Origin of the sequence: Streptomyces sp. NBC_01257, assembly GCF_035917255.1 — a bacterium.
GTDB lineage: Bacteria > Actinomycetota > Actinomycetes > Streptomycetales > Streptomycetaceae > Streptomyces.
This window is the reverse complement of the sequence record NZ_CP108472.1, coordinates 4,238,822-4,265,144: the sequence shown is the minus strand read 5'-3', so window position 1 is coordinate 4,265,144 and position 26,323 is coordinate 4,238,822. Positions and strand designations below refer to the sequence as shown.

The window sequence follows — 26,323 nt, the reverse complement described above, 5'->3', positions numbered from 1 at the left end:
GACGACAGGGACTTCAGGCGGAGGGCTCATCGCAGCGGCCGTTCCCTCGCGCTCTGTTACTCGGCGTTCCAAGGCGTGAGGGGTGGCTGCTCGCTGTCCCGGAAGCTTCACATTTCGGTAGGGCGTACGGGCGGCGAGGTTACATCTCGAGCTGAGGGAGGATCGCGAGCTTGAATCCGCGAGACGAGGCTGCCGCTCCTTTGGGTATGCCTCCATTCGTTGGCGAGTTGCCCGATCGGCAACCCAATGAATCCACTTCACCAATCGGTCCAAGAACGGGCGCAGACGGGGGAATAATGGCTGAAAAAGATATGAAGAGTCGCAACGTACTGATACTCGTAGGGGGTGAAGTCGTACGCACCGGGCTTGAGGCCCTGTTGCTGCGACTGCCTCGGATCGGCGAGGTCCGTGCGTGTGGACAGGACACCCTTTGTTCGGAGTTGGCCACCGGCTCGTGGGATGTACTGATCGTGGCCTTCGAGCAATGGAGAATGCTGGGCGCGCACGCGGACTCCGGGCCCCTGCCCGTCGTCCTGGTGCTGGGCGACGAGGTACCCGACCAACACGGCGATCTGTACGCCTCGCTGCCGGCCGACGGCTTCATCTCACTGGCCGATCTGTCCCAGCAGTCCCTGGAGGATGTGATCACCCGGGCGATGGCCGGCGAGATGCCCATGCCGGCCTCACTGGCGCGCCGGCTGCTCGCCGCCAACCCGACACGCATCACCGGCGGCGACGTCCGGACGGTCTCCCTCACCCCGCGGGAGACCGAGACCCTGTCGCTGCTGGCGAACGGGCTGAGCAACAAGCAGATCGCCCGCGCCATGAGCATTTCCAGCCATGGGGCCAAGCGGCTGGTCGGTTCACTGCTCCTGAAACTGGGGGTCAACAACCGAACCGCCGCTGTCATCACGGCTCTCAAGGCCGGGCTCGTCTGACGCCGGCCTCCGGGGCCGTCCGGGCATCAGGGGTCGCCCTGAAGCTCTGCGTCTCCGAGGACGGCACATCGGCCGGGCGGACATGCAGTTCGCCCTGGGCCGGCAGCATCACCACCGCGGCCACCGTGCGCTCCTTGCGGATGTCGCCGTTTCCCGGGACGTGGAGCGGTGGGGTGGAGAGCAGCGAGAAGTGATCCTCGGCGCTCGCCGACGGGGGCAGGTCCGCCTGCCCCCGTCGGCACGCCTCCAGCCTGCGCACCGACGACCTACGGGCGAACGGGTTGATCCGGTCCCCCGGCGCCAGGTCGGGATGCAGGAAGTGGTTCGTGTGCTCCAGCCGGTCGCCCGTCATGGTGCGTATCTCGTCGCCCAGGACCTCCACCCAGGCGGTCGTCCGCCTGTCGCACAGCATGAACGAGCGTGAGCTCGCCAGCGGAAGTTCCCGAATGATCGCGACGGCGTCCGCGACGGAGTCGGCGGTGTCCAGCAGGTGGCGTATCGCCAGATAGGGCGGGACTCCCGGCCGCCACTCCCCGCCGAGCACCAGGTTCAGGCCCACGGCCAGCCCCCGGTTGTTGATGCCGAGATAGCCGAGCAGGCCCCCGAAGCTCAGCAGCAGCGACTGCCGGCCCCCGGCACGGGTGATGTCCAGCACGGCGAGCCGGTCGTCCAGGTTGCCGTTGAGATCCACGGTCTGGGCGAGGACGGGAGCCGCCGCGGCCCCCGTTCCCGTACGGGCGTACGTGGTGCAGTCGCCCGAGGTCCGCACCGTGCGGTAGCCGAGCAGTTCGCGCCGGATCTGCAGCAGCACCGCCTCCTCGCGGGTGATCCCCGCGCCCTCGGCGAGGCCCGTGATCTCTTCGGCCAGCTCCGGCAGCGCTGCCGTGATCACCGCGTCGTGAGCGGCGATCACCGGGCGCAGTGCCTCCAGCGTGACCGGGCGGGGCAGCAGGTGCCCGAGGCGGGCCAGCCGGTCGTCGAGGAACGAGCGCAGCGCGCCCGACAGCGCCCGGCCGTGGCACAGCCCCGCCTCGTACGCGGTGCCCGAGGCGCGCACGAAGGGGATCACCGGTGCCGACCGCGGTCCGGGCTCCGGGCTCATCGCCTGGCGTCCGCCGAGACCTTGGGACTCTTGGCCAGCTGTTCCTTCACCCAGGGCCACTCGGTGCCCAGCACGCTGAAGAACACCGCGTCACGGCGGCGGTTGCCGGGCATCGGGTTGAAGCTGCGCAGGATGCCCTCCTCGACGGCGCCGATGTTGCGCAGTCCGCTGCGTGCCTGGACGTTGAGCGCATCCGTCTTGAACTCGACCCGTTCGGCTTTCAGTTGTTCGAACGCGTGCTGCAACAGCAGGTACTTGGCCCAGCGGTTGATGCCCTGCCCGCGGAAGTCGCTGCCGAGCCAGGACCAGCCGATCTCCAGCCGGCCGTCCTGCTGGGCCAGGTTGCCGTAGCTCATGCTCCCCGCGATCCGCCCGCTCCGCTTGTCCGTGATCACGAAGACGGCGCGTCGTCCGGCCCGGTGGTCTTCCAGCGTGGCGTCGAAGAAGGCGTGGAAGTCCTCGTCATCGTCGACGCGGCTGACGAAGTAGCGCCAGATGTGGGGATCCATCGCGATCGCGTGCAGCCCGTCGCGGTCGCCGGCCTCGATCGGCCGCAGCCGTACGTCCTCGTTCTCCAGCGTCGTCGTCGCGGTGTCCCACCAGCGCCGTACGTGTGTGTCACCGGGCATGGATGCCTCCCTGGCTGTCGTCGATCTGGGCCCGCACGGCCTCTTGGATCTTCTTGCGTTGAGGTTTGAACTGTGAGGTCAGCAGGCCGTTCTCGATACTGAAGCGCTCCTTGGCCACCACGACCCGGCGGATCTTCTCATCCTTGCCGAAGGCGGCGTTGGACCGCGCGAGCTGGTCGGCGATGGCCGCCTCGTCGGCGGGGTCACCGGCGGGGGAGACCACCGCGATCAGCTGCGTACGGCTCGGGCACAGGACCACGCACTCCTCGATCGCGGGGCTCTGCTTCATGTAGTCCTCCAGGGGACGGACCATGATCTTCCGCGCGTCCTCCAGCACGATGACGTCGTCCGCCCGGCCCTGGATGTACAGGAAGCCGTCCTCGTCGAGATGACCGATGTCACCGGTGCGCACGATGCCCGGTTCGCTGAACACCCGCTCGGACGTCCCTTCGGGGGCGTACAGATAGCGGTCGGCCACCGGGTGGACACTGCGCACGCTGATCACGCCGTTCTCGTCGAACAGCACTTCCTTGCCCGGCACCACCTGACCGACGCTGCCCAGCCGGTGCGCACCCGGATGGTTCTTGCTGACGATGCAGGTCTCGTTGAGGCCGTAACCCTCGAATATCGGCACACCGATGTCGGTGAAGAAGCGCAGCACCGTCTCGGCCGCGGGAGCGGAGCCGGTCCACAGGTAGCGGATGCGGTCACCCAGCAGCCGGTCGGCGGCAGCGCGCAGACCGGCCGTCGTCGGCGGGCCGTCGGCGGCCCTGCGGGCCCGCGACTCGATACGCTGCTGGGCGATCTTGTAGAAGGCCGGCACGCCCATGACCACGGTGGGGCGGGCTTGGCGCAGCGCCGAGAACGCCGTCTCATAGGCGCTGAGTGTGACGTCGTGACCATGACGCAGCGCGGAGTAGATCCAGTACCGCTGCTGGAGCAGTGACAGCGGCAGGAACACGAACACGTCGTCGCCGGGGCCGTGCGCGAACATGCTGTGCGCCGCGCGCAGGGAGCTGTCGATGCTCCCGGCGGTGGCGGCCAGACCCTTGGGTTCACCGGTGCTGCCCGACGTGAACTTGATGGTGGTCGGCTCGTCGGAGGCGTACTCCACGGGATCGGGTGCCGCGTCCGGCTCCGTCGACGCCACGAGCTTGGACACCTCGTCGATCGGCAGAACACCGTCGCCGTGCCCGTCCCGGTCGGTGAAGAGCAGCTTCAGCCCGTAGCGCGCGAGGAGGGCAGGTCCGGGGTCGAACTTCCCCGGCTCCAGTCCGGCGGTCACCGCCTTCAGCCGCAGCGCCGCGAGGTCGAGCAGCACCCACTCAGGGCAGTTGGCCGACAGGATGCCGATCCGGTCGCCGGCGCGCACACCGAGCCGCGCCAGGGCCACCGCGAGCCGGCCGGACTGCTCGTACAGCTCCGTCAGGCCGAGGGAGCGGGAGTCGCCGGGGCCGATGAAACGGAGGCGATGGCCCGGTGCCGGCGGATGCCCGAGGACATGGGCGAGTACGGAGTCGCTCATCGTTCGCCCCGGTCCGCGGTGAAGAAGACCTGGCCGCTCAGGTCGACGACGCTGCCCGCGGGCAGCAGGGTCGAGGTCGCGGGCCACTCACTGGCCGGCGGCATGCCCAGGGCGGTGGCCAGCCTCTCCGCGAAACGCGGCATGACCGGCGTCGCGCACATCGCGAGAAGCCGTGCCGCGCATAGCTCCAGGGCGATCGTGGTGCGGTTCTCGTCGGACCACTTCTCGCTCTGTGCGGTCCTCGCCTCCACCCGGGAGAACCGGATGGCGTCCGCGACGATTCCGCTCAGCTCGTCGGCGGCCTGGTTGAGCGAGAAGGCGTCGGGCCCGAGCGCCGCGGTGAGCGCGGCGAGCCGGCCGTTGAGCCGGGCGAGGAAGGCGGTCTGCTCCCGCGTCCAGATCCCGGCGTCCGGGGCCCGCCCGGCGTAGTCCTTCTCGATCCGGCCGCCCAGGTCCTGCAGCCACGCCTGCCAGCCGCCGATCAACTCCTCGTCCAGGACGGCCCCGTAGGCAGCGTGCCGGAAGTCCGTGCGCCGCCCCTCCGGGCGGGTGCGGGACAGGAAGAAGCGGACGGCGTCCACGCTGTCCGGACCGAGGATCTCCTTCCCCCACACCGCATGGCGACGGCTGGTGGAGAACTTCTCGCCCTCCAGGAGGTAGAACTCGTTGACGTGATAGTCCACGTCGGGCATCCACCCGGGATGGGCCAGCTTGTACAGGACCGGATACAGCATCGAGTGGTAGAAGCTGTTGTCGTACCCGAAGAAGTGGACGATCTTCCAGTCCGCTCCGGGGGCGCCGGCCCGCCAGTCGCGACCGTTGGCACGCCCGATCGCCTCGATCCCGTACAGGAAGCCGTACGACATCTCCGGCCAGACCCAGATGACCTGTTCCCCCTCGGCATCCGACGAGGCCGGGGCAACGCCCCAGGACGAGGGGTGGGTGAGGGCGATGTCGAGGCGGTCGCGGCCCAGGAGCCGGTCGGTCAGCTCCCGCAGCCGGGCGGGCACGCGCCCCAGGCGGTGATGGTCGGCCAGGTCGGTGCCGAACTCGTGCAGCGGCAGGGAGTAGCGGGTGACCGAGCCCTGTTCCGGAACCAGGTCCGAGCGCCCCGAGCGTGCGCCGCCCAGCTCGGCGCAGTTGTTGGGCTCACCGCACTCCTCGCAGATGTTGCCGCCCGCCGGTGCCGCGCACGACGGGCAGGAGCCGTGCACGTCGACCTCGTACAGGTACTCGCCCGACCCGGCGTCGAACAACGCCGGGCCCGGCCGTGGCTCCACTCTGCCGGAGGCCACCACGCGGTCGAAGAACGCCCGCAGTCCCTCCGCGTACTCGGCGTTCCCCGCCGTCGTCGTGTACTGGTCGGGGTGGATGTCCATCAGCGCCAGCGTCGCCGCGATCTCCGCGCCGTAATGGGCCGCGGTCTCGGCCGAGGTGCGTCCCTCGCGCCGCGCCGCCTCGGTCACATAGCTCTGGTGGTCGTCGCTGCCGGTGATGTGCCAGGCGTCCGCGCCGTTCATCCGCTGGAAGCGCACATAGGCGTCGGCCCCCAGGTAGGGGCCCGACAGATGCCCCAGGTGCAGATCGCCGTTGGGTGTCGGAGGGGTCGAGAAGACGAACCGCGGACGGTGGCCGAGCCGTCCCCCGCCGCCGTCCGCGGCCGCGGTGGAGGCCCGCCGGGCGTCGCGCCAGTAGAAGGTGGCGAACACCAGGTCGTCGCTGCCGTGGTTCTCGAGCACATGGGTGTCGAAGGGTTCGAAGAGCGCCACGACGCCCGGCGCGGCCGGGTGCCGCACCTGTCCGTTCACGACGATCTCGCCGCGTCCGGAGACGATCACGAAGACCTCGTTCTCGTCGTGCTGGTGGGCCATGGACGACGCTCCCGGCACGACCCGGCCCCAGCCGGTGTGGACGCCGACGTCACCGGAGCCGCCGGGCCCGGGGCTGCCGAGGTCCAGGTCGCTCATGTCGATGCCCAGCGCCGCCCGAAGGGCCGCGGGGTCGTAGGCACTGATCTTCACAGGGTGCTCCTTCGGTACGCGGGACCACTCGGCAGGCCGAGCAGATCGGCCGTCTCCGCGGCTGTCGCCGGGGCGAGCCGGTAGCCGGATCCATTGGCGGCGCCCGCGAACACGACGCGGTCGTACGGGTCGAGCGAGCGGATCAGGGGTTCGGCCGTGGTGCTGTACGCATCGCAGAAGACGCGGCCCGAGACACAGCTCCCCGCCAGGTCCGGCGCGTAGCGGCCGAGGACCTCACGGGCCTCGGCCAGGTCCCGGGGGAGCAGTCCGGCCCGCAGCTCGTCCGGGTCGACGTCCCACTCCCGGCATGTGTAGCTGAACAGCCAGTGGCCGGCGTACCCCAACGGCAGCAGGAAGGCGTCCTCGTCGTGGAAGGAGACCACCGGGGCGTCCGGCTCCGGCTGCCGCTCGACGTGCAGGGCGACGACCTTCTTCACCCGGGCGCCGAGCGGCTCGACCAGGCCGCCCCACGCGGGATCGGCCAGCCACGGCCCGGGAGCCAGGACGACCCGTCCCGCGGTCACGGTGTCACCGGAGCCCAGCCGGAGGGCCACGGACGACGTCCCGGGCTCCACGGCCGTCACCCGCACCCCTTCGAGGAAGCGGACACCGGGGCGCAGCTCCCGGGCCAGCAGCCGCGTGAGGCCCGGCACGTCCGCGTACTGGCAGCCCGCCACCGACCACACCCCGCAGCCCGCCGGCGGCAGCACCGGGCTGTCGGCCACGACCAGCTCCTTCGGGTCCGCGGCCGCCGGAGCGGCGTCGGGAAGATGCACTTCGCGCAGCCCGGGTTCGGACTCCAGCGCCGCCACCACGTACATGTCGCGGTCGTGGATGGGCACGTCGGACCGCTGTTCCCGCAGGGTCCGGTAGAAGTCCTGGCTGTAGGCCGTCATGCGCCGTACCCGCTCGGTCGCCCCTCGGGGGAAGTGCAGCCCGGCCGAGCGGCGGCTCGCACCGGAGGCCACGGCGTCGCGCTCCACGACGAGGACGGAGAGGCCCGGATCGCGCCGGACCACCTCCCGGGCGATCATGACTCCGGCGATGCCGGCACCCACGATCGCGATGTCCGCTGTCTCCAAGGTGTTCAGGCCTCCTGGTCTTCGACGCCGGGCTGGTCGGCCGCCCACTGAACGAAGGACGGGTACGGATCGGAGGTGCGGGTGCCGAGTATCCGGTCGGCGATCCGCCGGCTGCGCCAGGCGTTGAGGCTCAGATTGGGGTCGGCGAGGCCGCGCTGCTGCCGTGCCGCGTTCTGCAGGAAGATGTTGCGGTCGGCAGGGCCGTCCCACTGCACGGCGAAGTCACGGTCGATCCGGTACTCCGTGCCCGCCCGCTCCAGGCGCTCCGCGAGGGGGGCGAGGAAGTCGGTGCCGACCGGCCGGAAGCCGGTGGCCCAGACGACGGTGTCGCAGGCCAGCGTCTCGGCGGCGAAGGGCTGCTCGTGGTGGTCCAGCGTCAGCTCCCAGCCACTGGTGTCGCTGCCCTTGACCTCGCGCACGTGCCGGTTCGGCAACAGGCCGAATCCGCCTCGCGGCCGGCCGGCCAGGACGAACCGGAGGAAGTAGAGGCGCTGGTAGATCTCCCGCAGAGTCGACTCGGAGATCCCGTCGCTGGTCAGCACCTGCCGTTCCGTGAACGCGCCACGCGCGTCACCGTCGAGCGAGGCGAAGTAGTCCGAGTGGGCCGGCACGTAGTACTCGTTGGTGAACGGCGAGTCGTCGATGGGCAGGAAGTTGGCCCGCCGGGACACCCACGTCACCTGAGCGGGACGCTCGGAATCCGGCCGGGAGATCAGGTCGAGGAACGCCTCGGCACCGGACTGCCCCCCGCCGACCACGCAGACGCGTCTGCCCGCGAGCTCCGCCGCCCGTGGGGCGAAGTCGGCGACGTGGAACTGGGTCCGGCCGAGGGCGTCGCGGGCCGCCGGCGGCACCCAGGCACGGCTGCCGACGCCGATCGCGATGTTGTCCGCCCGCACCACACGTCGGTCGGTGTGCACGACGAAGTGCTCGTCGAACTCCACGGACAGCACCTTCTCGCCGAAGGTGACGTTCTCGTTGCGGCGGCTCGCCCACTCCAGGTAGTTGCGGAACTCCTGGCGGGGTACGGCATCGAAACTGGCGTTGAGGAAGTGGTAGATCCTGCCGCTCGCGTGCAGATAGGACAGGAAGGAGAACGGGTTCGTCGGATCGGCCAGGGTCACAAGGTCCTTGAACAGGGAGACCTGAAGCAAGGCGCCGTGCAGCTGCTGGCCGTCGTGCCAACTGAAGTGTTCCTTCTTGTCGACGAAGAGGTTCGGAACGTCCGGTCGCCCGTGCAGCAATGAAGCCAGGCTCAGGTTCGCCGGACCGGCACCTACGCCGACACAACGGAAATGCGGAACGGCCCGCCGAGAATTCATCTCACCAACCATCAGATGTCGGGTGCCGTCATGGCGGACAGCGCAGACGCCAACGGCCTCTGCACACGAGGTCCCTCTCAGTGCGGTCTGACAGTGACCACCCCAGCGTTCAGCACTCCCGCCAGGATTGGCAGCCCTCCTTGGGGTATGCCTATCCCGTCAGGTCTGTGGTGCGTCCTTACGAGCCTTGTCGGTCTGCGGTGTCCCGGGCGAGCGTTGTCCTGTCACACCGCTGGGTCCGGTCGAGGAAAGGGGGGCACCGTCATGGACGAAACGGCCTCGCACACTGTCGCCAACGGTTCACAGGGCACGCACGGCGTCGCCGACGTGGTGATCACGGCACTGGCGGACATGCTCAAGCGGCCGGCGGAGACCCTCTCCCCGGACGCGCGTCTCGTCCAGGACCTGGACTTCGATTCGACGAGTTTCCTGGAGCTCCTCCTGCGCCTGGAGGACGACCTCGACACGGAGTTCGACCCCGACACGTTCGGCGCCGGCGGCTTCGAGACCGTCGCCAGCCTGATCGGTTACGTCGGCGAACAGAGCGGACAACGATGACGCGGGCCGAAGCCGCGTACAGCACCACAACCCGCCCGCCCGGGCCGTACCGCGCCGCCCGTGACCACGAGCCGCGCGCGGCGCTGGACGGACTGCACGCGGCGGTCGCCGACGATGCGCTCGTGTGCGGCCCCTCCGGCCACGCCGTGGCCTCGGCCGAACGCGTGGCATCGGCCCGACGGACCTGGCAGAACGGGGAGTTCGCGGAGTTCACCGCCGGATCGGGGGCCGGGCCGTACCCCCTCGGCGCGCCGGTCCTGGCCGAGCTGGGCATCGTGGCACTGCGCTGCGCGCCCCCGCGCCCCGCCGATGCCGGCCCGCCCGCGGACCCCGGCCCCGGAGACGGCTGGCAGCTCGGACTGCTCCGGCTGCGGCTGGGACTGTCCGAACGGCTCCGCGACGCCGTTCTCACGCACCTGCGCGAGCGGTCCTTCGGCGACACCCCGCTGCTCCAGCACCAGTTGCTGAGAGGCGCGCTCGCCGACGTCACCATCGAGCACCTGGAAGTGCACGGCATGCTGGACGAGGCACGGCTCGGCCCCGCCGCTGTCGCCGAGCTGCACCGCAAGCTCGGCCGGGCGGACCGGATCCTGCTGAGGTCGTTCGGCGCCGCCGGGTTCCTCGCCACGGGACCGGGGGCGTACGCCTGCCTCAGCGAACTGCTCGGCGACGTCTACGCGTTGCGCACGGCGACGGAGACCGGCCGGTGACCGACCTGGACCCGTGGCGCCCCCTGCGGGAGCAGACCCGGCGAGCGGCCGCCGAGCTGCGTTCCCACGCGCTGTCGGCCGAGCGGGACCCCGACACGGTGGTCCGGCTCGCCGGACTCGAGCTGCCGCTGCGGCTGGCGACGCTGTGCGTCCCGAGGGAGTTCAACCCCTTCCCGCCGACCGCCGACGGCCGCCGCTACGACCTGACCCGGATCATGGACCAGGCGGTGTTCTTCGAGGAGGCCGCCTGGGGCGACATGGGCCTCGTCCTGGCCGCCCCCGGCTGTCTGCTGTCGGGCGCGATGGTGGCCCGCCTCGGCGACCGGACGCAGCAGGAGTGGTTCTACGGACGGCTCGTCGAGCGACGGCCCTCCTGGACCTTCCTCGCGATGACCGAGCCGGCCCATGGTTCGGACGGGGCCGGCGTGCAGGCGGAGCTGACCGTCTCCCCCGACGACTCGGAGCCCTGCCGGTTGAACGGCACGAAGACCTTCATCGGGAACGCCGCACGGGCCGACACCGGCGTCGTCGTGGCGCGCACAGGTCCCGGTCCGCTCGGAATCCGGTCGGTGCTGGTGGACACCGGGACCCCTGGATTCACCGCCGCGCACCTGGCCACGGTCGGACTCGGAGGCCTTCTGGGCACCATGACCTTCGACGACGTGGAGATCCCGCGCAGCCGCCTGCTCGGCTCGCACCTGCCCGCCACCCGGCGCGGCATGTGGGGCTGGATGACCGCCTTCAACGGTCTGCGCACCGTCGTCGCCGCGATGGGCGTCGGACTCGCGCGCGCCGCGTACGAGTACGTACGGGACGAGCGGCCGGCGCTCCACGGCACGGCACGGCACCGGCTGGACGCGATCGGTGCACGCATCGAGTCGGTGCGACGGCTGACGCACCGGGCCGCCGCGGCCGTCGACCACAACCCTGCGGACGGTGCGCTCGCCTCCGCGGCCAAGGCCGCCGCGGCCCGGCTGGCGGAGGACGTCACCCAGGAGTCCCTGACGTTCTTCGGCCCGGGGGCCCGGCTGGACCATCCACTGCTCGACAAGTGGGCCAGGGACGCCCTGGGGATGGAGTTCATGGAGGGCACCGGCAACATCCAGCGGCTCAACGTCGCGGGAGCCCTCCTGCGTGGATCACTCGACCCGGCCGGTTGCCCGCCCGCCACGGCGGAGGGCGTCCGCTCATGAACGTGGAGAACCCCGACGTGGTGCAGGTGTGGCACATCGACCTCGACGAGCCGTCCGCCGCCACCGTGCACCGACTGGAGCAGCTGCTGTCGCCCGAGGAGACCGAGCGCCGCCGATCCTTTGCCGGGGACCTGGCCCGCAGCCGGTTCACCGTCTCCCACGGGGCGGTCCGGCTGCTCCTTGGCCACCGGCTCGGCGTTCCGCCCCGTGCCGTCCGGCTGCGCAGCGGGACCTGGGGAAAGCCCGAGGCCCTGGCGCCGCGCGGCAGACCGGCGCCGCGCTTCAGCCTCACGCACTCCCGAGGGCACGCGCTGTTCGCACTCACCGGACGGCGCGCCGTGGGCATCGACCTGGAGTACCACGAGGGGCGGTCCACAACGGCGCTTGCCGCACGTCACTTCCCCGCGGCGGAAGGAGCGGCCGTCCGCCGCCGCGGACCGCACGGCGGACCTCTCTTCGTACGGCTGTGGACCCGCAAGGAGGCATGCGTGAAGGCGGTGGGAGCCCGGCTGGCCGAGGGGCTCGCCCTGCCCACCGCGGGCACCGGACCCGGCCTGCTCGTCAGCGATCCGGCCGGACGGCTGCCCGGCCCCTGGCGCGTGCGCGACCTGACGGCACCGGCGGGATGCGGCGCCGCCGTGGCCCTGGCCGGGGCCGCCCCGTACCGCGTCATCGAGCACCGCTTCGCCCCCGCCGAGCACGACGGCGGTGCGGAACTCCCGGCCGGCGCTCAAACATTCTGTGTCTGGAGGCACGCACATGAAGACTGACGCCCGGATCACGATTGCGGCGGCCGGACTCTGGCTGCCGCCCCGGCGTGAATCGGCGGCCGACGTGGGAAGCACCCCGCAGAAGGCCGGGTACGACTCGGTCGCCGTCTCGGACGACACCGCCCCACCCGACATGGCCGTGCACGCCGCGACCACCGCCCTCGAAAGCGCGGGGTGGGACGGCGGGCGACTGGACCTGTTGCTGCACGCCTGGGCCTACCACCAGGGGCACGACTACTGGTCGGCACCCCACTACGTGGCGGACCGCCTCGGAGCCGCCCGTGCCCTGCCGATCGGCATCCAGCAGATCTGCAACGGCGGCGGTGCGGCGCTCCAGACCGCGGCCGCCCACCTGCTCGCGGACGCCGGCACGAGCCACGCCCTGGTGACCACCGCGGACCGGTTCTGCGCGCCCGGCTTCGACCGCTGGCGCGGCGACCTGGGAGTCTCCTACGGCGACGGCGCCAGCGCCCTGCTGCTGTGCCGCACCGGCACGGCCGAGACGCCACGAGGACTCAGCCTGCTGGCCATCGCCTCGCGTGCGGCGTCGCAGCTGGAGAAGATGAACCGGGGCCAGGACGACTTCTCGCCCGCGGCCCGCTCGAACGGCGAACAGGTCGATGTGCGCCGGACCAAGAAGGCGTACCTGCGCGAGCACGGCGTCGCCGGGTTCCGCGAGATCGAGCAGGACAGTCTGCGCTCGGTGGTGACGGCGGCGCTCACCGAGGCCGGGGTGCCGGGCGACGATCCGGCCCTGCGCTGGTGCGTGCTGCCCAGGCTGCGCACCGATGCGCTGGAGTCCTCGTACCTGCCCCTGCTGGGCGAGGTGACCACCGCCAAGATGCTGGACGTGGGACGCACCACCGGGCACCTCGGCGCGGGTGATCTGCCCGCCGGCATTGCGGAGTTGATGGACCGAGACCTGCTGGAGCCCGGGGAGCGGGCGCTGGTCCTCGGCACGGGATCGGGGTTCACCTGGTCCTGTGCGGTGGTGGAACGCCCGATGGCGGCGGTTGCGGAGGAGCCCGCGTGAACATCTTCGTCTCCGGACGCGGCGCCTTCGCCGTCCAGGTCGCCGAAGCCCTTCAGGAGGGCGGCCACTCCCTCTCCGGAGTGGCGGCGCCCCGGATGCGCAAGGGGCACAGCACCGAGAGCAACCCGCTGTCCTGGGACAGGCTGCGTTCCTGGGCGCTGCCCAGGAACATTCCCTGGACCGACGCCGACGCACTGCGGTCCATGCACGTGCCGAAGGACGTCGACATCATCGTCGCCGCCCACTCCCACGCCTTCATCGGCCGGCACACCAGGGCCCGGGCGGCGGTCGCCACGATCGGATACCACCCCAGCCTGCTGCCCCTGCACCGCGGGCGCGACGCGATCCGCTGGACCATCCGCGACGGCGACAAGGCGACCGGCGGCACCGTCTACCACCTCACCGAACGCACCGACGGCGGACCCATCGCGGCCCAGGAGCACGTCCTGGTGCCGCCGGGCTCGACGGCGCAGAGCCTGTGGCGCGAGCACCTGGCGCCGCTCGGCGTGCGGCTGCTGCTGAAGGTGGTGAACGACCTCGCCAAGGGCCGTCGGGTCGAGGTGCCCCAGGACGAGCGGCTGGCCACCTGGGAGCCCGCCATGGACGCGGCCCCGCTCTTCAAACCCGAACTGACCGCCCTGCCAGGGGCGGTCTCCGTGCAGGGCGACAAATGGGCCCTGCACGCCGAACTCTGAGGGCCGTCCGACGGCCCGTTCCAACGCCGACTCGCCCCGGAGGGGACACCATGCCGGAAATCGTGGACGACCGCATCGCCGAAGTACTGCGGCGGGTCGCCGAGCTGCCCGACTCGTTCGAGATCAAGGGCTCCCAGGAGCTGAAGGCCGACCTCGCGATCGACTCACTGAAGATGATCGACGTGATCATCCAGGTGGAGGGGGAACTCGGCATCGAGATGGGTGACGACTTCTCCCGTGAACTGCTCACCGTCACGGACCTGCAGCACCACGCCGAACGGCTGGCCGCCGGCTGAGCCGCCACGCACCGGCCCGCACCACCTTCGGAGAGGGCAATGTTCACATTCACTCTGAGAGAGGTCACCCTGTGCTCCCCGGAGCACAAGGACCACACCGGCGACCTCACCGGGCTGCCGTCCGATCTGCACGACGTGATCGGAACCGGCGGCGACCAGTTCAGGGACTGGTTCACCCGGCTGTGCCTCTATCTCGTGCTCAAGAGCGACGCGCCCGCCGGCCCGGGTGACGACACCGTCGTCATCGGTACCGAGTACGGCAACTCCGCCGCACTGGCACGGCTGCAGCAGGAAGGGATGGAGCGCGGCCGGATGCTGTCGGCCCAGGTCTTCCCCAACGCCACGTCCGGTTCGGCCTCCGCGTTCACCAACATCAAGATCGGTGCCAAGGGCCGGAACATGACGCTCAACGCCGGCCGGCTGACGCCGGTGATGGCGTTGTGGGAGACGCTCTCGGCCCTGGCGACCGGCCGCTCAGCCACCAGCCACGTGCTGGTGGGGGACACCTACTCCGCACAGGCGCTGGAGGACGTCCGCGCACACGGCACCGAGAGTTCCTGCCGGCCCGGCGTCGTGCACGCCCGGTTCGAGCGCGGCGACACCTACACGGCCCGGTTCGACTTCGCCGGCCCGTCCCACCGCGACGCGACGGACGCGGACCCGCCGGGCGGGCGGGACCGTAACGGCGCGTTCGCCTTCGCCGGATTCCTCACGGCACTGCGGGAGCTGGCGCCCGGCGCGAGCACCCGACTGGAGTGCCGGGACGGCGACCGGCGGGCCGCCGTGACCGTGACCCACGCCGACACCACAGGACCGGACACCGATCCGGGTCACAATCCGGGGAGGTCTCGGTGAGCAGCACACCGGTCCGGCTGTACGTCACCGGCCTGGGGGCCATCTCACCCGCCGGCGCAGGCGCGGACGCCCTCTGGAAGGACCTGAGCACCGGCACGTCCCGTTTCGTCGAGCTGGCGCCGGAGTACGCCGGGATGAAACCGGGCGTGCTCGGCGGGCGCGTGCCGCAGGACGCCCGCGAGACCGCTCTGCGCCGTCTGGGCCTGCCCGCGGGCGCCCCGGCGCGCACGGCGTCGCTGTTCGCGGAGTACGCCGCTCTGGAGGCCGTCGCCGACGCGGGTCTGCGCCCCGGTGACGAGACCCTGCGCAATGCCCTGGTGTGCGTCGGGACCAGCGACGGTCAGGCGGATGCCCTGGAGGACGCCGTGGCCGGCCGCGGGGCCGGGGCGGACAGCTTCCGCAGTTGCTCGATCTCCGACGGGGTGGCCCGCTCCGTCGGCGCCGCAGGCCCGGCGTTCGTCGTGCAGAACACCTGCGCCTCGGCCAACGTGGCGCTTTCCTGTGCCATCGAGATGCTCCGGGCCGGTGTCACGGACGTCGCCGTGGTGGGCGGCTGCGATCCGTACTCGGTGAAGAACATCATCGGCTTCAGCAGCCTCCAGGCGATCGGCCCGACACCGTGCCGCCCGTTCACGAGGAGCAGGCGCTACGTCACACCGTCGGAGGGGGCCGGCATCCTGGTCCTGCAGACCGAGCGCGCCCTGCGGGACGGGCAGGAACCGTACGCCGAGCTGCTCGCCTCGTCCGTAGGGAACGACGCCAGCCACCCGACCGCACCCGACCGCGCGGGTGTCGCCGCCTGCCACCGCCTCGCGCTGTCGGAGGCAGGGCTCGAGGCGGACGACATCGACGTGATCTTCGCCCACGGCACGGGCAGCCGGGCCAACGACGCCATCGAGGGGGAGCTGTTCGCCGAGCAGTACCCGCGGGCGGCCGTCACCGCGGTCAAGGGCACCATCGGCCACCTCATGGGGGCCGCCGGAGCCGCGGGCGCGGTCGCCGCCTGCCTCAGCCTGAGGCACCGGCTGGTCCCGCCCACAGCCGTCGATCCGGCGGATGTGGAGCCCGGCATGAACCTGGTCACCGGTGCGCCGTTGGCCATGCCGGGGATGCGGTACGTGCAGAGCAACGCCTTCGGGTTCGGCGGCAACAACGCCATCGCCGTCTTCCGGAGCCCGTCGTGACAGCCGGGCCGGGAGAGGCGGCCGCACCCGTCGTGGCAGCCGCACCCGGGGCGGCGGCCGGGTCCGCTGACACGGCCGGGCCGCTGCGGCTGACCCGGGACGGTCCGCTGGCCGTGCTGACGATGGACAGCCCGCCGCTGAATCTGTTCGACGCGGCCATGTGGAGTGCCTGGGACGACGCCGTGCGGCGGCTCGCAGCCGATCCGCCGCGAGCCCTGCTCGTCCGGGCGGAGGGGCGCGTCGTCAGTGCCGGCGTCGATGTGGACGTCTTCGCCCGACTGGATCCGGCCGAGGCCGAGGAGTTCTGGCGCCAACGGATGGGTATCACCCAGGAGCTCGAGCGGCTGCCCTGCCCCACGGTGTTCGCCGCACACTCGCTGACGCTCACCGCGGCCTTCGAACTGGCCCTGGCCTGCGACCTCGTGGTCGCCACCGAAGGGGCCCGGTTCGGACTCGTCGAGCAGCGGGTGGGTTTCACCCCGGCGATGGGCGGCACCCAGCGCCTGGCGCAGCGTGCCGGACCCTCCAGGGCCCGCGAACTCGTCATGACGGGTGAGCTGTACCGCGGGTCGACGCTGGCCCAGTGGGGCGTGGTGAACGCCCTGTTCGGGCAGTCGACCTTCCACGCCGACGCCCATGCGTACGCGCTGCGTCTGGCCGAGGGCCCCACGCGGGCGCACGCGGCGACCAAGGCGGTGGTGCGCTCCTTCCTGGACGGCGGGGTGCCGGCGGCGGACAGGATGCTGCCCGCGCTGGCGGCGGAGGTCACCCGAACCGAGGACCACCGCCGTGCCGTCACCGCGTTCCTCACGGACGGCCCCCAGCACGAGACCCCCTACCGCGGACGCTGACACCTCCCGAAGCACCGAAGCACCGAAGCACCGACCTCCGACGCACCGCCCCCCGATTCACCGGACTCACAGCCCGCGGCCACGACTGGCCGGGGGCTCGTCGGCGTACCCGGACACCGCCCCCGCGCACGGGGGAGACGGAGGGGCGGCCTGGTGGAGCGGCAGGGTTAACGCTCAGGTAGCCATACCCGAATCGGCTGGTTGTCGGCCCCATGCCCGGCCCGTAGTGTCTTGTGACAGCGGTAACGCGATCACAGATCAGCGACGCACACCCCCCAATCCTCCGTGCGACGGTTCCGCCTGCCCTTCATCCGCATGACCGAGGTGGGAGAAGAGTGTCCGAAAGTCCACAGCTCACCGATCCCAGCTGCTACCACTCGTCGTTCGCGGCCGTGCTGAGGTCCGTGGACCCCACGGCGGACCCGGTTGCCGCGCTCGGCAGGAATGCCGCCACCTCCGCGCGCCTCGACGACGAGGGACTGCTGAAGTTCGCAGACCCGGTCGAGCCGCTCGGGGAGTCCCTCCGCAGAAGCGGCTACTCGCTGGTGCGTCACCCCGTCGGCGCGGCGGAGGACTGGCGGGAGGCCGAGCACGCCCTGGACGAGGGCCGCACGATCGCGGTGGCCGCCGACTACTTCCACCTTCCCCACTACTGGCCCGGACAGGGCCGCATCCATGCACTGCACGTGGTCGCGCTGCACAGCCCGGACCGCGACGAGGGCACGGTGGGGATCAGGGACCTCGGAGACGTCATCCACTTCGACGGCGAGATCCCGGCCACCGACCTCCGTGCGGCGATGCACGGCAGTGACCTGGGCCAGGCGTGGTACGAGGTGCATGCGGCGGGCCCGTTCACCTACGAACCATCTCAGCTGGCTTGGCAGTTGACCGGCCCGGGGAGCGAGTGGCTCAGCGGCACCGAGCTGGTCGGCGCCCTGCGGGACGGGCTCGACGACTATCTGGAACGGGTCGCCTCCCGTGGGCGCGCGAGCACCGCCGGCCAGTCCGGGTGGGGCCTGGGACAGCGGCTGCCGCTCGGACTGTGGTGGTACCACCACACGCTGCGCTGGTTCGCCCGTCACCTCCGGGCGGAAACGGACTCACCGGTCCCGTACGAGCACGTGGAGCTTGCCGCGGACGACGTGCTGGCGATCCGGAACCTGATCATGAGGCTGGGCGCGATGGGCGCCGCCAATCCGCGCGCCGGAACCTTCCGCAAGCAGCTGGAATCGCGGCTGGCTGATGCCACGGCGAATCTGGAGGCGGCCGGTGCGCGGGCCGGCAGGTCGGGAGCCACCCCATGAACACACCGCTCCCCCTTCCGCCCCTCGTGGACGGCGTCGCCCTCGATCTCGCACCGCACCGCAACAACGCCGGGTGCCTCGCCCGTTCGCTGATCGTGGCCGAGGGGCTCGACGGCTTCGGCCGCGCCTTCTCCACAAGCGGACTCGATGCCGCTGCCACCGCCCTCGGGCTCCCCGCCCAGTGGGGCGAGGGTGAACCGGACAACGTGGCGTGCGAAGGCCAGACCGTGGACGTCGGCGCCCCGGAGCGGGTGACCGCGGTGCGGGTCGCGGGCGTGGCGTCCGGCGGAACCACCGCCGGGGTCTTCCGGCTGCACGGCGACGACGGGACCGTCACTCCGGTCCGGTTAAGGCTGGCCGACTTCCTGTCCCGGCAGCCGGCCGAGGACAGCACCCTGTTCGCCGAGGCCGACTTCCTCTACGACATCGGCGGCCGGACCCAGCGCAAGGCACAGCCCCGGATCTGGCTGGCCACCGTACGACTTTCCGAACCGGCGCCCTGTACCCGGCTGGAGCTCCCGGTCAACCCCGATCTCCACCTCTTCGGCATCTGGCTGACTCCCGACGGCAGTTGAAGTCCGCCCACCACCGCACCGTCCGCAACCTCGTCAAAGGGGCCTTTCCACACAGGGGGACTTCGTCATGCCCACAGCAGGTACAGAGCTGTCCATCAACGGACACGCAAGGTACGACCTGGCAGAGCACTTCGGCATCACCGAGAACGACGACAACTACCGGACCCTGCGCGCGGCGTACGACGAACTGCCCGCCGACCCCTACGCGCCGGGCTCCGGACGCTACCGCCGCTACGCGCGCGGGCTGTTCCTGCCCTGGTCCAGGGAGTTCAGCTGGATGCCGGCCACCGAGTCCCAGCGCAGCAACGGGATGCACGGTTACTACCAGGGCGACCACAACCCCGAGTACCCGGGAGTCGTACGCGACCTGGCCGCCATCTCCGACGAGTCGTGCGCCAACCAGCTGCTGCTCGACATGGTCCAGTTCGACTTCGAGCAGACTCGCTGGAGCGAGGACGACCGGGTCTGGCCGCTGTTCGTCGGCGTGCACCTGATCAAGCTGCACATCGAGGACGACGGCAGGGAGGCCGTCTCCTCGCCCAACGAGCTCCATCAGGACGGCGAGCCCTATGTCTTCGCCCATCTGATCTACAAGCACAACGCCGAGGGCGGGAACAACGTCATCGCCACGCCCGCCTACCGGGGCAAGCAGCCGGAGGACGTTCCCCCGGCGGACCGGCTCGCGGAGTTCCAGATGAACCGGCCACTGGAGACCTACGCCGTGACCGACCATCTCGTCAGCCACTACGTGGGCCCCATCCGCAAGGGGCCCGACGCCGGGCCCGGTGAGCGCGCCATCGTGCTCACCGACTGGGTCCCCATGCGCCACCGCATCTGACCGTCCGAGACAGACTCGCATCCAGAGAGGTGCACAGTGTTGGTGCGCTATCACCACAAACGTGCTGTCACGGCAGCGTCCGCCGATGAACTGCGGAAGGCGCTCGCCTTCTACTACGGCTCCGACGCCGTCCTGGTGCGCCAAGAGGACGAGGGCGTCCTGGTCGAGGTCGGCAGCAGTCTCACCGAGCTCGAACTGAGCGACATCGTCCGGCACTTCCTGCGCGGGCACCGGGACGTACCCGTCCGTGTGATCGCGGAGCACGGACCCGCCGCCGGGGCCGCGCGGCCGGTGAGTCTGCCACCGGCCGACGACCGGATCGCGATCAGCGGGGGCACCTACCTCCAGGGACCGGAGTGGGGCGACGCCCTGGAACGGACCCGGCAGCTCGTGTACGAACGGGTCGCCGCCGACTTCGACGCGCCACGGCTCACCGGCTCGGCGCAGATCCCGCGCGAGGTCCTGCTCCGCGCGGGCTACTACCGGAAGTTCCCCAACCTGGTGAACGCGGTGTCCCGGATCAGACCGGACTACTGGGACGGGGTCACCGTCTCCCGGCTGCGGCCCGGACAGAGCGAGGCCCTCGCCTCGTTCTACGAACCGTCGGACCTCGTCCTCAACCCGGTGACCTGCTACCACGTCTACTCCAACGCGCTGGAACTGCGCCGGCGCCACGGCACGGACCTCTTCGCCATCGAGGGCCCCGTCTTCCGGCACGAGGCGCACAACCACAACGCGACGCGGCTCGCGGAGTTCCGGATGTTCGAACTCGTGCGCCTCGGGCGGAGCGAGGAGGTGCGGGCGGAGTTCGACCGGCTGCTCGACTCCTTCTGCCGCTTCTTCGTGTCTCTCGGTCTGCCGCACCGGGTGGTCAGCGCTTCCGACGCCTTCTTCGGTGACGACCCCTCGTTGTCCAGGGACGCGCAGCTGCTCAACGGCAGCAAGTTCGAGGTACGGGTGCCCCTGGCCGAGGGCGAGCTGTCGGTGGCCAGCGTCAACGCCCACGGCGAAGTCTTCGCGGACGCCTTCGGGCTGCGCGAGGCGGCGGGGATCGAGGCCACCTGCTGTGCCGGCATCGGTCTCGACCGGCTGGCCTACGCCCTGCTCGCGCACGGTCTGCTGCCGACAGAGGCGGCTCCCGCGGACCCGGACCTGATCACCGCCGACACCCCGACTGAGATGTGAGTGCCATGGAAGACATCACCGTGGTCGTGAACGACCTTCTCGGACAGCTCGCGGCGGCCCGCGACGTCCCGGCCGACTCGGAACCCGACCGGATCGTCGTCAGCTCACTCGACCAGATGCGCTTCCTGGTCGGCCTGGAGGAGCGGCTCGACACGATGCTGGATGTCGGCGACACCCTGCCGTTCGACCTGACCGGACGAGAGGCGCTGGTGAAGAGCGTGCTGACCCTTCTGCAGGAATCCGGACTGGCAGAGTGAGTGGTCCCAGTCGCCCATTGCCCGAGGAGAGTTGATGGCCGGACCGCGGGTTCGCCTGGACCTGGAGACGACCCGGGAGGTCGTCCGGGTCTCCCTGCCGCTGATGCTGGGCATGGCCGGCAACCTGATCATGATGCTCGTCGACCGGATCTGCCTGGCCCGGTACTCGGAGGACACCCTGAAGGCCTCGGGGCCGGCGGTCTTCACGGCGGGCACCCTGATCATGGTGATCACCGGGACGGTGGGCATCACCCGGTCGTACGTGGCCCAGGCGCACGGCCGCAAGGACCGGGACGCCACCATGGAGGAGGGTGCCAACGGGCTTCTGCTGGCGCTGATCCTCGCCATCGTGCTCCTCGCCACCACCCCGCTGGTGGCCCGGGTGCCCGACCTGAGCGGACAGCCGGCCCACATCAGGGCCCTGGAGTCGCAGTTCCTGACGCTGTCCACCAGCTACGGCGCCGTGATGGCCCTGAACATGGCCATGTCCTCGTACTTCAACGGCACGGCCCGCACCAGGGTCCCCATGACCGTGGGCCTCATCGGTCAAGCCGTCGGCATCGTCGTGATCCCCGGCCTCGTGTTCGGACGCTTCGGGCTGCCGGAGATGGGGATGCGCGGTTCGGCCATCGGCACGCTCGTCGCGGTCGGCGTCATGTTCGCCGGATACGCGATCTGCCTGCCCAAGGGCTTCTTCGTGAGCTTCCTCCGCCTGCTCGGGCAGGGGGTGCGCGCGATCACCGAGAAGCTGTGGCTGCGGCTGCGCAGGGGTGCCCCGTCGGGTGGCGGGGCCGGACTCGACGAGCTCGGCAACACGTCCTTCGTCTGGCTGGCCGGTGTCCTCGGCCCGGTGGCGCTGGCCGCCAACAACGTCGCCGTCTCGCTGAACTACGTGGCCGTCATCCCGCCCATCGGCCTGGCCCTGGGCTGCAACGTGCTCTGCGGCAACGCGCTCGGCGCGGGGCGCCATGACCGCGTGCCGCACATCGTGCGGGTCACCCTGGGCGTCGCCGGCGTGTATGTCGGGCTGATCGTGTTCCTCCAGATCGTCACGCCGAAGCTGCTCCTGTACCCCTTCGGCCTCGACCAGGTGGAAGCGGCGGCCGTCGGCAGCGCCGTCGACACGTCCCGCATGCTGTGGACCTACGCGATCGCGTTCATGTTCTCCATCGTCGCCACCGCGGTCCTGGACTGCTTCGGGCTCGCCAGGTTCGGGTTCCTGGCCCGCGTGGTGGTGATGTGGGGACTCAGTGTCCCCACCATCTGTCTGATCACTCTGACCCATCGCGGCGAGACGGGACTGCTCCCGCTCGTCTGGGCGGTCTACTCGGCCTTCGAGGCCGTGATCGCCGCCGTGTGCTTCTGGCGTATCCGCCGGGCCGTCGCGGGCCGGGAGAACGCACTCGTGAAAGTGGCGGCGGTTCCGGAAGCCGTCTGACACCGCACCGCCGACCCCTGTTGCTGAGGAGAGTTGAGACGCCTGTGAATGTGCTGATCCTCGGGCACGAGGAAGACTGCCGCGACTACATCGACTACGCGGCCGAGCGTGGCTTCGATGTGCGGTTCCTCGCTCCGCCACGACTGGCCGGAATCGACCGGGCCGACTGGCAGCGCACCGTCGCCGACAGTGCCCGGGACACCCTGGACCTGTCCGATGTCGACGATGTCGTCTCCTTCCACGACGGATACCAGATCCAGCTGGAGCTCCTGCGTACGGAACTCGGCCTGCCCGCACGCGACATCGACACCCTGCTGAGCCTGACGGACAAGACCCTGTTCAAGGCACACCCCGCGATCCGCGACCACATCACCCGGCACATCGAGCTCTCGCCCTCGCTGCGGGCACCCGAGGCACTGGCCCTGGTGACCGAAGCCGGCCTGCGCTTCCCGCTGGTGCTCAAGCCGTCCAACGGCTTCTACAGCGCGGGTGTCGTCAAGGTGGACGACCCCGCGGGATTCGCCAAGGCGCTCATCCAGACCAAGCGCGTCTGCACGGTCCTGAAGGAGAGCACGGGCAAGAGCGTGCTGCTCGCCGAGGAGTACCTCGACGGCAAGGAGTACGCGGTCGACGGCATGATCAGCGGTGGCCGGGTGCTGCCCCTGCAACTGCACCGCAAGCTGCCCGATCTCGTCGGACCGCTGTTCCACGAGATCGCCTACCTCACCGAGCCGTTCGACGAGGAGAAGGGCGCGAGGTTCAAGGCCCTGCTCGACACGGTGGTGCCCGCCCTCGGCCTGGACGAGTCGCCCTTCCACGCCGAGTTCAGGTTCGACGGCGAGGGCCGGCTGTACATCCTCGAGATCGCTCCCCGCCTGTGCGGCGGCGGCACGACGACGTACCAGCAGCTGAGCATCTGCACCGGCATGGACGCCTACGACTTGCTCCACCGGCTCGGCCGGGAGCCCCTCGAACCCCGCGCCACGCACCATCGGGTGGCTCTGGAATTCGATGCGCCGATCGAGCGGAGCGGCTTTCTGCGCAACACCGGGCGTGCGGTGGAAGTGTGCCGGAAGAACGACGTCACCACGGTCCTGCTGCACCGGCAGGACGGCCAGTTCGTCCTCGCCCCGCCGCTGAACTTCGAAACCGTCCTGACCGCCTACTTCTCGCGGGAGACCCGGGAGGACGCCGAGGCGCTGCTGGACATTCTGCTCACCGATTGCGTCATCGAGACCGAAGTGGAGAAGCAGTCATGAGGCCGGAGATCGAGCGGGCCCGCAAGGTCATTCCCATCGGAGCGAGTTCGCCCCTGCGGGCCTGCCGCAACGTCGAGGCCGATCCGCTGGTCGTGGCCGAGTCCCACGGCCAGTACCTGCACGACGTCGACGGCACGCGGTACGTCGACTTCATGTACGGCTTCGGCCCGCTGATCCTCGGCCACGCGCCGGAGACCGTCAGCCGGGCGATCGCGCGGCAGGCGGCGAAGGGAACCCTGTTCGGCACCTTCTGTCCGCAGGAGGCCGAGCTGGCCGAGCGCATCACTGCCACCGCCGCACACCTGGAGCAGCTGCGCTTCGTCTGCTCGGGCACCGAGGCCATGATGTCGGTGGTCCGGCTGTCCCGCGCCTACACGGGGCGCACCCGGATCATGCGCTTCACCGGTGGCTACCACGGGCACTTCGACCTGGTCCAGAACAAGGACGAGACGCGGATGCGCGCCGCGGGCCTCGACCCGGACGCCATGCGCTCCAACCTCGTGGCGGACTACAACGACATCGAGAGCGTCGAGCGGCTGTTCGCCCGCCACCCCGGCGAGATCGCCGCGGTGTGCATCGAGCCCGTCGCCTGCAACATGTCCCTGGTGCTGCCGCAGCCCGGCTTCCTGGCGGACCTGCGCCGCGTCTGCAGCCGTGAGGGCGCCCTGCTCGTCTTCGACGAGGTCATCACCGGCTTCCGGCTCGGCTTCGGACCGGCCGGTGTCGCGCTCGGCGTGGAGCCGGACCTCACCGCCTTCGGCAAGATCATCGGTGGCGGCACCCCCGTCGGCGCCTTCGGCGGGCGGCAGGACGTCATGGCGCTGCTCGACGAGGAACGGGTTCTTCAGGGCGGCACACTCGCGGGCAACCCGCTGACGATGGCGGCAGGTCTGGCCACGCTGGACGTGCTGGCGCAGCCCGGCTTCTACGAGGAGCTCGAACGCAAGGGCGCTCTGCTGGAGGCCGAGATCGAGCGGCACCGAGCGGCCACCGGGCTGGACTTCGTCTTCACGAGGACGGGGAGCATCTTCGCCTTCATCTTCGTACCGCAGACAACCGCCGTCGTGGGCAAGGAGGATGTGGCCAAACAGGACCGCCAGGCCTACACCCGCCTCTACGCGGGGATGCGCGAGGCCGGCTACCACCTGGCACCGGATGTCGAGGAACCGATGTACCTGTCGGCCGCGACGACGGACGAGACGATCAAGGACTTCGCCGAACGGGTCTGCGCCGTCCTTGCCGGAACATCGTGACCGGGCAGGGCAACGACGCGGACTTCGCCGCCCTGCTGCCCCTGCGGACCGGCGGGACCGAGCCCCCGCTGTTCTGCATCCATCCGGGGTTCGCGCTGTGCTGGGCCTACGGCCCCCTGATGCGCGGCCTCGGTCGGGACCAGCCCCTCTACGGGATACAGGCGCGCGGCATCATCGGTGACGAGCCGCTGCCGGAGACCTTCGACGAGCTGGTGGACGACTACCTCGGCCTGGTCCGCTCCATCCGTCCGCACGGACCGTACCGGCTGCTCGGCTGGTCCTTCGGCGGCCTCGCGGCACACGCCATGGCCACCAGACTGCAACAGGCCGGGGAGGAGGTCGAGCTGCTGGCGATGATGGACACGACCCTGGTCGCGGACCCGGCCATACTCTCCACGCCCGCGCACGCCCGGCAGCTGGAGAAGGAGTTCGCTTCCGTACGCGACATCGTGCCGGATTCCGACCGGCTGCTGCGCATCGTCATCAACCTCAACCGGCTGCGCGGCGTCTTCGATCCGGACCGCTTCACCGGGGACCTGGTGATGTTCACCGCCGACCAGGAACCGGCCCGTGACGTTCCGGTGGCCGAGGCCTGGGGGCCGTACGTCACCGGCAGCGTCGTCGAGCACCGTATCGACTGCAGCCACCTCACCATGATGTCCGCACGGCCCGCGCGAGCCATCGCGGGCCTGCTGGCCACGGCGGTTCGCGATCGTGTCTAGGCGCGTCCCGACGGCGCGGCCGGTGGTCATGACCGGCCGCAGCCAGGACGTCCTGCGGCTGTGGTCCGACGTGCCCCTCGGCCCGTGGGAGCGCCGCCGCGCCGCTCGGCTGCCCACCGACGGGGCGAGGGCGGACTACCTCGCCGCCCACATCCTCGTACGGGTGTGCGCGGCGCGGCTGACCGGCGAGCCGGCGCACCGCCTGGAGCTCCGGCAGACGTGCGACGAGTGCCTGGCACCGGACCACGGCAGACCCTTCCTGCCGGAGTGGCCGGAGCTGGGCGTGAGCCTCTCCCACACGCGGGGTGCCGTCGCCGCCGCAGCGGGCCGGGGCAGGACCGGCGTCGACATCGAGAGCACCGCCGATGTCACGCCCGTCGACGAACGGGTCGCCCGCCGCGTGCTGAGCGCGGCCGAACTGCGGACGGTGGACGCCTCGGACGACCCCGGCCGCGCCTTTCTGCGGTTCTGGGTGCGCAAGGAGGCACTGATCAAAGTGGGCGAGGCCGCGATCGGGACGCTCCGGCACACCGACGTGTCGGCGCTCGCGGACGCCGACGCGGACCGGCACGTCCTGGACTGGGCGAGCGCCGACGGCCGTCTGCTCGCCGCCGTCGTCACCGAACGGCGACCGACCCTCATCGAGGTGCCCCGGCGCCCCGTGGACACACAGCCGAATCCCGAACGGACGAGAACGCATGCCTGAGCCTGCCTCTGTCGATCAACCC

The 26,323-nt window shown here is 70.8% G+C and carries 27 protein-coding genes; 21 read left to right on the top strand and 6 right to left on the bottom strand.

Annotation, left to right across the window (positions count from 1 at the left end):
* The first annotated feature begins 470 nt into the window (after positions 1–470).
* A complete protein-coding gene (locus OG408_RS18250) occupies positions 471–938 on the top strand; it encodes a response regulator transcription factor (RefSeq protein ID WP_266780147.1) in 468 nt (155 codons plus the stop codon).
* Here the strand turns inward: OG408_RS18250 and OG408_RS18245 are convergent.
* From OG408_RS18245 to OG408_RS18220, 6 genes are read right to left on the bottom strand one after another with little or no spacing between them, the layout of a single operon-like run.
* Positions 919–2,040: a C45 family autoproteolytic acyltransferase/hydolase gene (locus OG408_RS18245; protein ID WP_266780146.1), complete on the bottom strand. Its 1,122-nt coding sequence runs from the start codon at positions 2,038–2,040 to the stop codon at positions 919–921. The genes OG408_RS18250 and OG408_RS18245 overlap by 20 nt on opposite strands.
* Complete coding sequence (locus tag OG408_RS18240; RefSeq protein ID WP_266780145.1) at positions 2,037–2,669, bottom strand: GNAT family N-acetyltransferase; 633 nt, start codon at positions 2,667–2,669, stop codon at positions 2,037–2,039. Before OG408_RS18240 ends, OG408_RS18245 begins: the two co-directional genes overlap by 4 nt.
* A complete protein-coding gene (locus OG408_RS18235; RefSeq protein ID WP_285567258.1) occupies positions 2,659–4,194 on the bottom strand; it encodes an AMP-binding protein in 1,536 nt (511 codons plus the stop codon). Before OG408_RS18235 ends, OG408_RS18240 begins: the two co-directional genes overlap by 11 nt.
* Positions 4,191–6,215 carry a class I tRNA ligase family protein gene (locus OG408_RS18230; RefSeq protein ID WP_326670835.1) on the bottom strand — a complete coding sequence of 675 codons (2,025 nt, stop codon included), beginning with the start codon at positions 6,213–6,215 and terminating at the stop codon, positions 4,191–4,193. The genes OG408_RS18235 and OG408_RS18230 overlap by 4 nt, the downstream gene beginning before the upstream one ends.
* Positions 6,212–7,297, bottom strand: coding sequence for an NAD(P)/FAD-dependent oxidoreductase (locus OG408_RS18225; protein ID WP_326670834.1), 1,086 nt, complete (start codon positions 7,295–7,297; stop codon positions 6,212–6,214). Before OG408_RS18225 ends, OG408_RS18230 begins: the two co-directional genes overlap by 4 nt.
* Before the next feature lie 5 nt (positions 7,298–7,302).
* Positions 7,303–8,619 carry a lysine N(6)-hydroxylase/L-ornithine N(5)-oxygenase family protein gene (locus OG408_RS18220; protein WP_326670833.1) on the bottom strand — a complete coding sequence of 439 codons (1,317 nt, stop codon included), beginning with the start codon at positions 8,617–8,619 and terminating at the stop codon, positions 7,303–7,305.
* Positions 8,620–8,883: 264 nt separating this feature from the next.
* Here OG408_RS18220 and OG408_RS18215 point away from each other — a divergent pair, with 264 nt between their 5' ends.
* The 20 genes from OG408_RS18215 (at position 8,884) to OG408_RS18120 (ending at position 26,301) form a co-directional block, all read left to right on the top strand.
* Entirely contained in the window at positions 8,884–9,177 is a 294-nt protein-coding gene (locus OG408_RS18215) for a phosphopantetheine-binding protein (protein WP_266780140.1), read from the top strand.
* Positions 9,174–9,887 (top strand): hypothetical protein, encoded by a 714-nt coding sequence (locus OG408_RS18210; protein WP_326670831.1) that lies wholly within the window; start codon positions 9,174–9,176, stop codon positions 9,885–9,887. The genes OG408_RS18215 and OG408_RS18210 overlap by 4 nt, the downstream gene beginning before the upstream one ends.
* Positions 9,884–11,080 (top strand): acyl-CoA dehydrogenase family protein, encoded by a 1,197-nt coding sequence (locus tag OG408_RS18205; RefSeq protein ID WP_285567250.1) that lies wholly within the window; start codon positions 9,884–9,886, stop codon positions 11,078–11,080. The genes OG408_RS18210 and OG408_RS18205 overlap by 4 nt, the downstream gene beginning before the upstream one ends.
* Positions 11,077–11,850 (top strand): 4'-phosphopantetheinyl transferase family protein, encoded by a 774-nt coding sequence (locus OG408_RS18200; RefSeq protein ID WP_266780137.1) that lies wholly within the window; start codon positions 11,077–11,079, stop codon positions 11,848–11,850. Before OG408_RS18205 ends, OG408_RS18200 begins: the two co-directional genes overlap by 4 nt.
* Positions 11,840–12,883 (top strand): ketoacyl-ACP synthase III family protein, encoded by a 1,044-nt coding sequence (locus OG408_RS18195; RefSeq protein WP_326670830.1) that lies wholly within the window; start codon positions 11,840–11,842, stop codon positions 12,881–12,883. The genes OG408_RS18200 and OG408_RS18195 overlap by 11 nt, the downstream gene beginning before the upstream one ends.
* Positions 12,880–13,578, top strand: a complete 699-nt coding sequence (locus OG408_RS18190; RefSeq protein ID WP_266780135.1) for a formyltransferase family protein — start codon at positions 12,880–12,882, stop codon at positions 13,576–13,578. The genes OG408_RS18195 and OG408_RS18190 overlap by 4 nt, the downstream gene beginning before the upstream one ends.
* 50 nt (positions 13,579–13,628) lie before the next feature.
* Positions 13,629–13,874, top strand: a complete 246-nt coding sequence (locus OG408_RS18185) for an acyl carrier protein (protein WP_266780134.1) — start codon at positions 13,629–13,631, stop codon at positions 13,872–13,874.
* A gap of 39 nt (positions 13,875–13,913) precedes the next feature.
* A complete protein-coding gene (locus OG408_RS18180) occupies positions 13,914–14,729 on the top strand; it encodes a hypothetical protein (protein WP_285567243.1) in 816 nt (271 codons plus the stop codon).
* On the top strand, positions 14,726–15,913 hold the full coding sequence (locus OG408_RS18175) for a beta-ketoacyl synthase N-terminal-like domain-containing protein (RefSeq protein WP_285567242.1): 1,188 nt from the start codon (positions 14,726–14,728) through the stop codon (positions 15,911–15,913). Before OG408_RS18180 ends, OG408_RS18175 begins: the two co-directional genes overlap by 4 nt.
* Positions 15,910–16,764, top strand: coding sequence for an enoyl-CoA hydratase/isomerase family protein (locus tag OG408_RS18170; protein ID WP_326670829.1), 855 nt, complete (start codon positions 15,910–15,912; stop codon positions 16,762–16,764). The genes OG408_RS18175 and OG408_RS18170 overlap by 4 nt, the downstream gene beginning before the upstream one ends.
* Before the next feature lie 335 nt (positions 16,765–17,099).
* Positions 17,100–18,068, top strand: coding sequence for a hypothetical protein (locus tag OG408_RS18165; protein WP_326670827.1), 969 nt, complete (start codon positions 17,100–17,102; stop codon positions 18,066–18,068).
* On the top strand, positions 18,065–18,643 hold the full coding sequence (locus OG408_RS18160) for a hypothetical protein (RefSeq protein ID WP_326670826.1): 579 nt from the start codon (positions 18,065–18,067) through the stop codon (positions 18,641–18,643). Before OG408_RS18165 ends, OG408_RS18160 begins: the two co-directional genes overlap by 4 nt.
* A 67-nt stretch (positions 18,644–18,710) precedes the next feature.
* On the top strand, positions 18,711–19,481 hold the full coding sequence (locus OG408_RS18155; protein WP_266780128.1) for a 2OG-Fe dioxygenase family protein: 771 nt from the start codon (positions 18,711–18,713) through the stop codon (positions 19,479–19,481).
* 42 nt (positions 19,482–19,523) lie between these two features.
* The gene (locus OG408_RS18150) at positions 19,524–20,666 is read left to right on the top strand and encodes a hypothetical protein (RefSeq protein WP_326670824.1); all 1,143 of its coding nucleotides are present in this window, start codon (positions 19,524–19,526) and stop codon (positions 20,664–20,666) included.
* A gap of 5 nt (positions 20,667–20,671) precedes the next feature.
* Entirely contained in the window at positions 20,672–20,923 is a 252-nt protein-coding gene (locus OG408_RS18145; RefSeq protein WP_266780126.1) for a hypothetical protein, read from the top strand.
* A gap of 34 nt (positions 20,924–20,957) precedes the next feature.
* Positions 20,958–22,361, top strand: a complete 1,404-nt coding sequence (locus OG408_RS18140; RefSeq protein ID WP_266780125.1) for an MATE family efflux transporter — start codon at positions 20,958–20,960, stop codon at positions 22,359–22,361.
* Between the two features lie 44 nt (positions 22,362–22,405).
* Positions 22,406–23,620 carry an ATP-grasp domain-containing protein gene (locus OG408_RS18135; protein WP_285567228.1) on the top strand — a complete coding sequence of 405 codons (1,215 nt, stop codon included), beginning with the start codon at positions 22,406–22,408 and terminating at the stop codon, positions 23,618–23,620.
* Positions 23,617–24,873 (top strand): aspartate aminotransferase family protein, encoded by a 1,257-nt coding sequence (locus tag OG408_RS18130; RefSeq protein WP_285567225.1) that lies wholly within the window; start codon positions 23,617–23,619, stop codon positions 24,871–24,873. Before OG408_RS18135 ends, OG408_RS18130 begins: the two co-directional genes overlap by 4 nt.
* Positions 24,870–25,595 (top strand): alpha/beta fold hydrolase, encoded by a 726-nt coding sequence (locus OG408_RS18125; RefSeq protein ID WP_266780122.1) that lies wholly within the window; start codon positions 24,870–24,872, stop codon positions 25,593–25,595. The genes OG408_RS18130 and OG408_RS18125 overlap by 4 nt, the downstream gene beginning before the upstream one ends.
* 28 nt (positions 25,596–25,623) lie before the next feature.
* Positions 25,624–26,301, top strand: a complete 678-nt coding sequence (locus OG408_RS18120) for a 4'-phosphopantetheinyl transferase family protein (protein ID WP_326670821.1) — start codon at positions 25,624–25,626, stop codon at positions 26,299–26,301.
* The last annotated feature ends 22 nt before the right edge of the window (positions 26,302–26,323 follow it).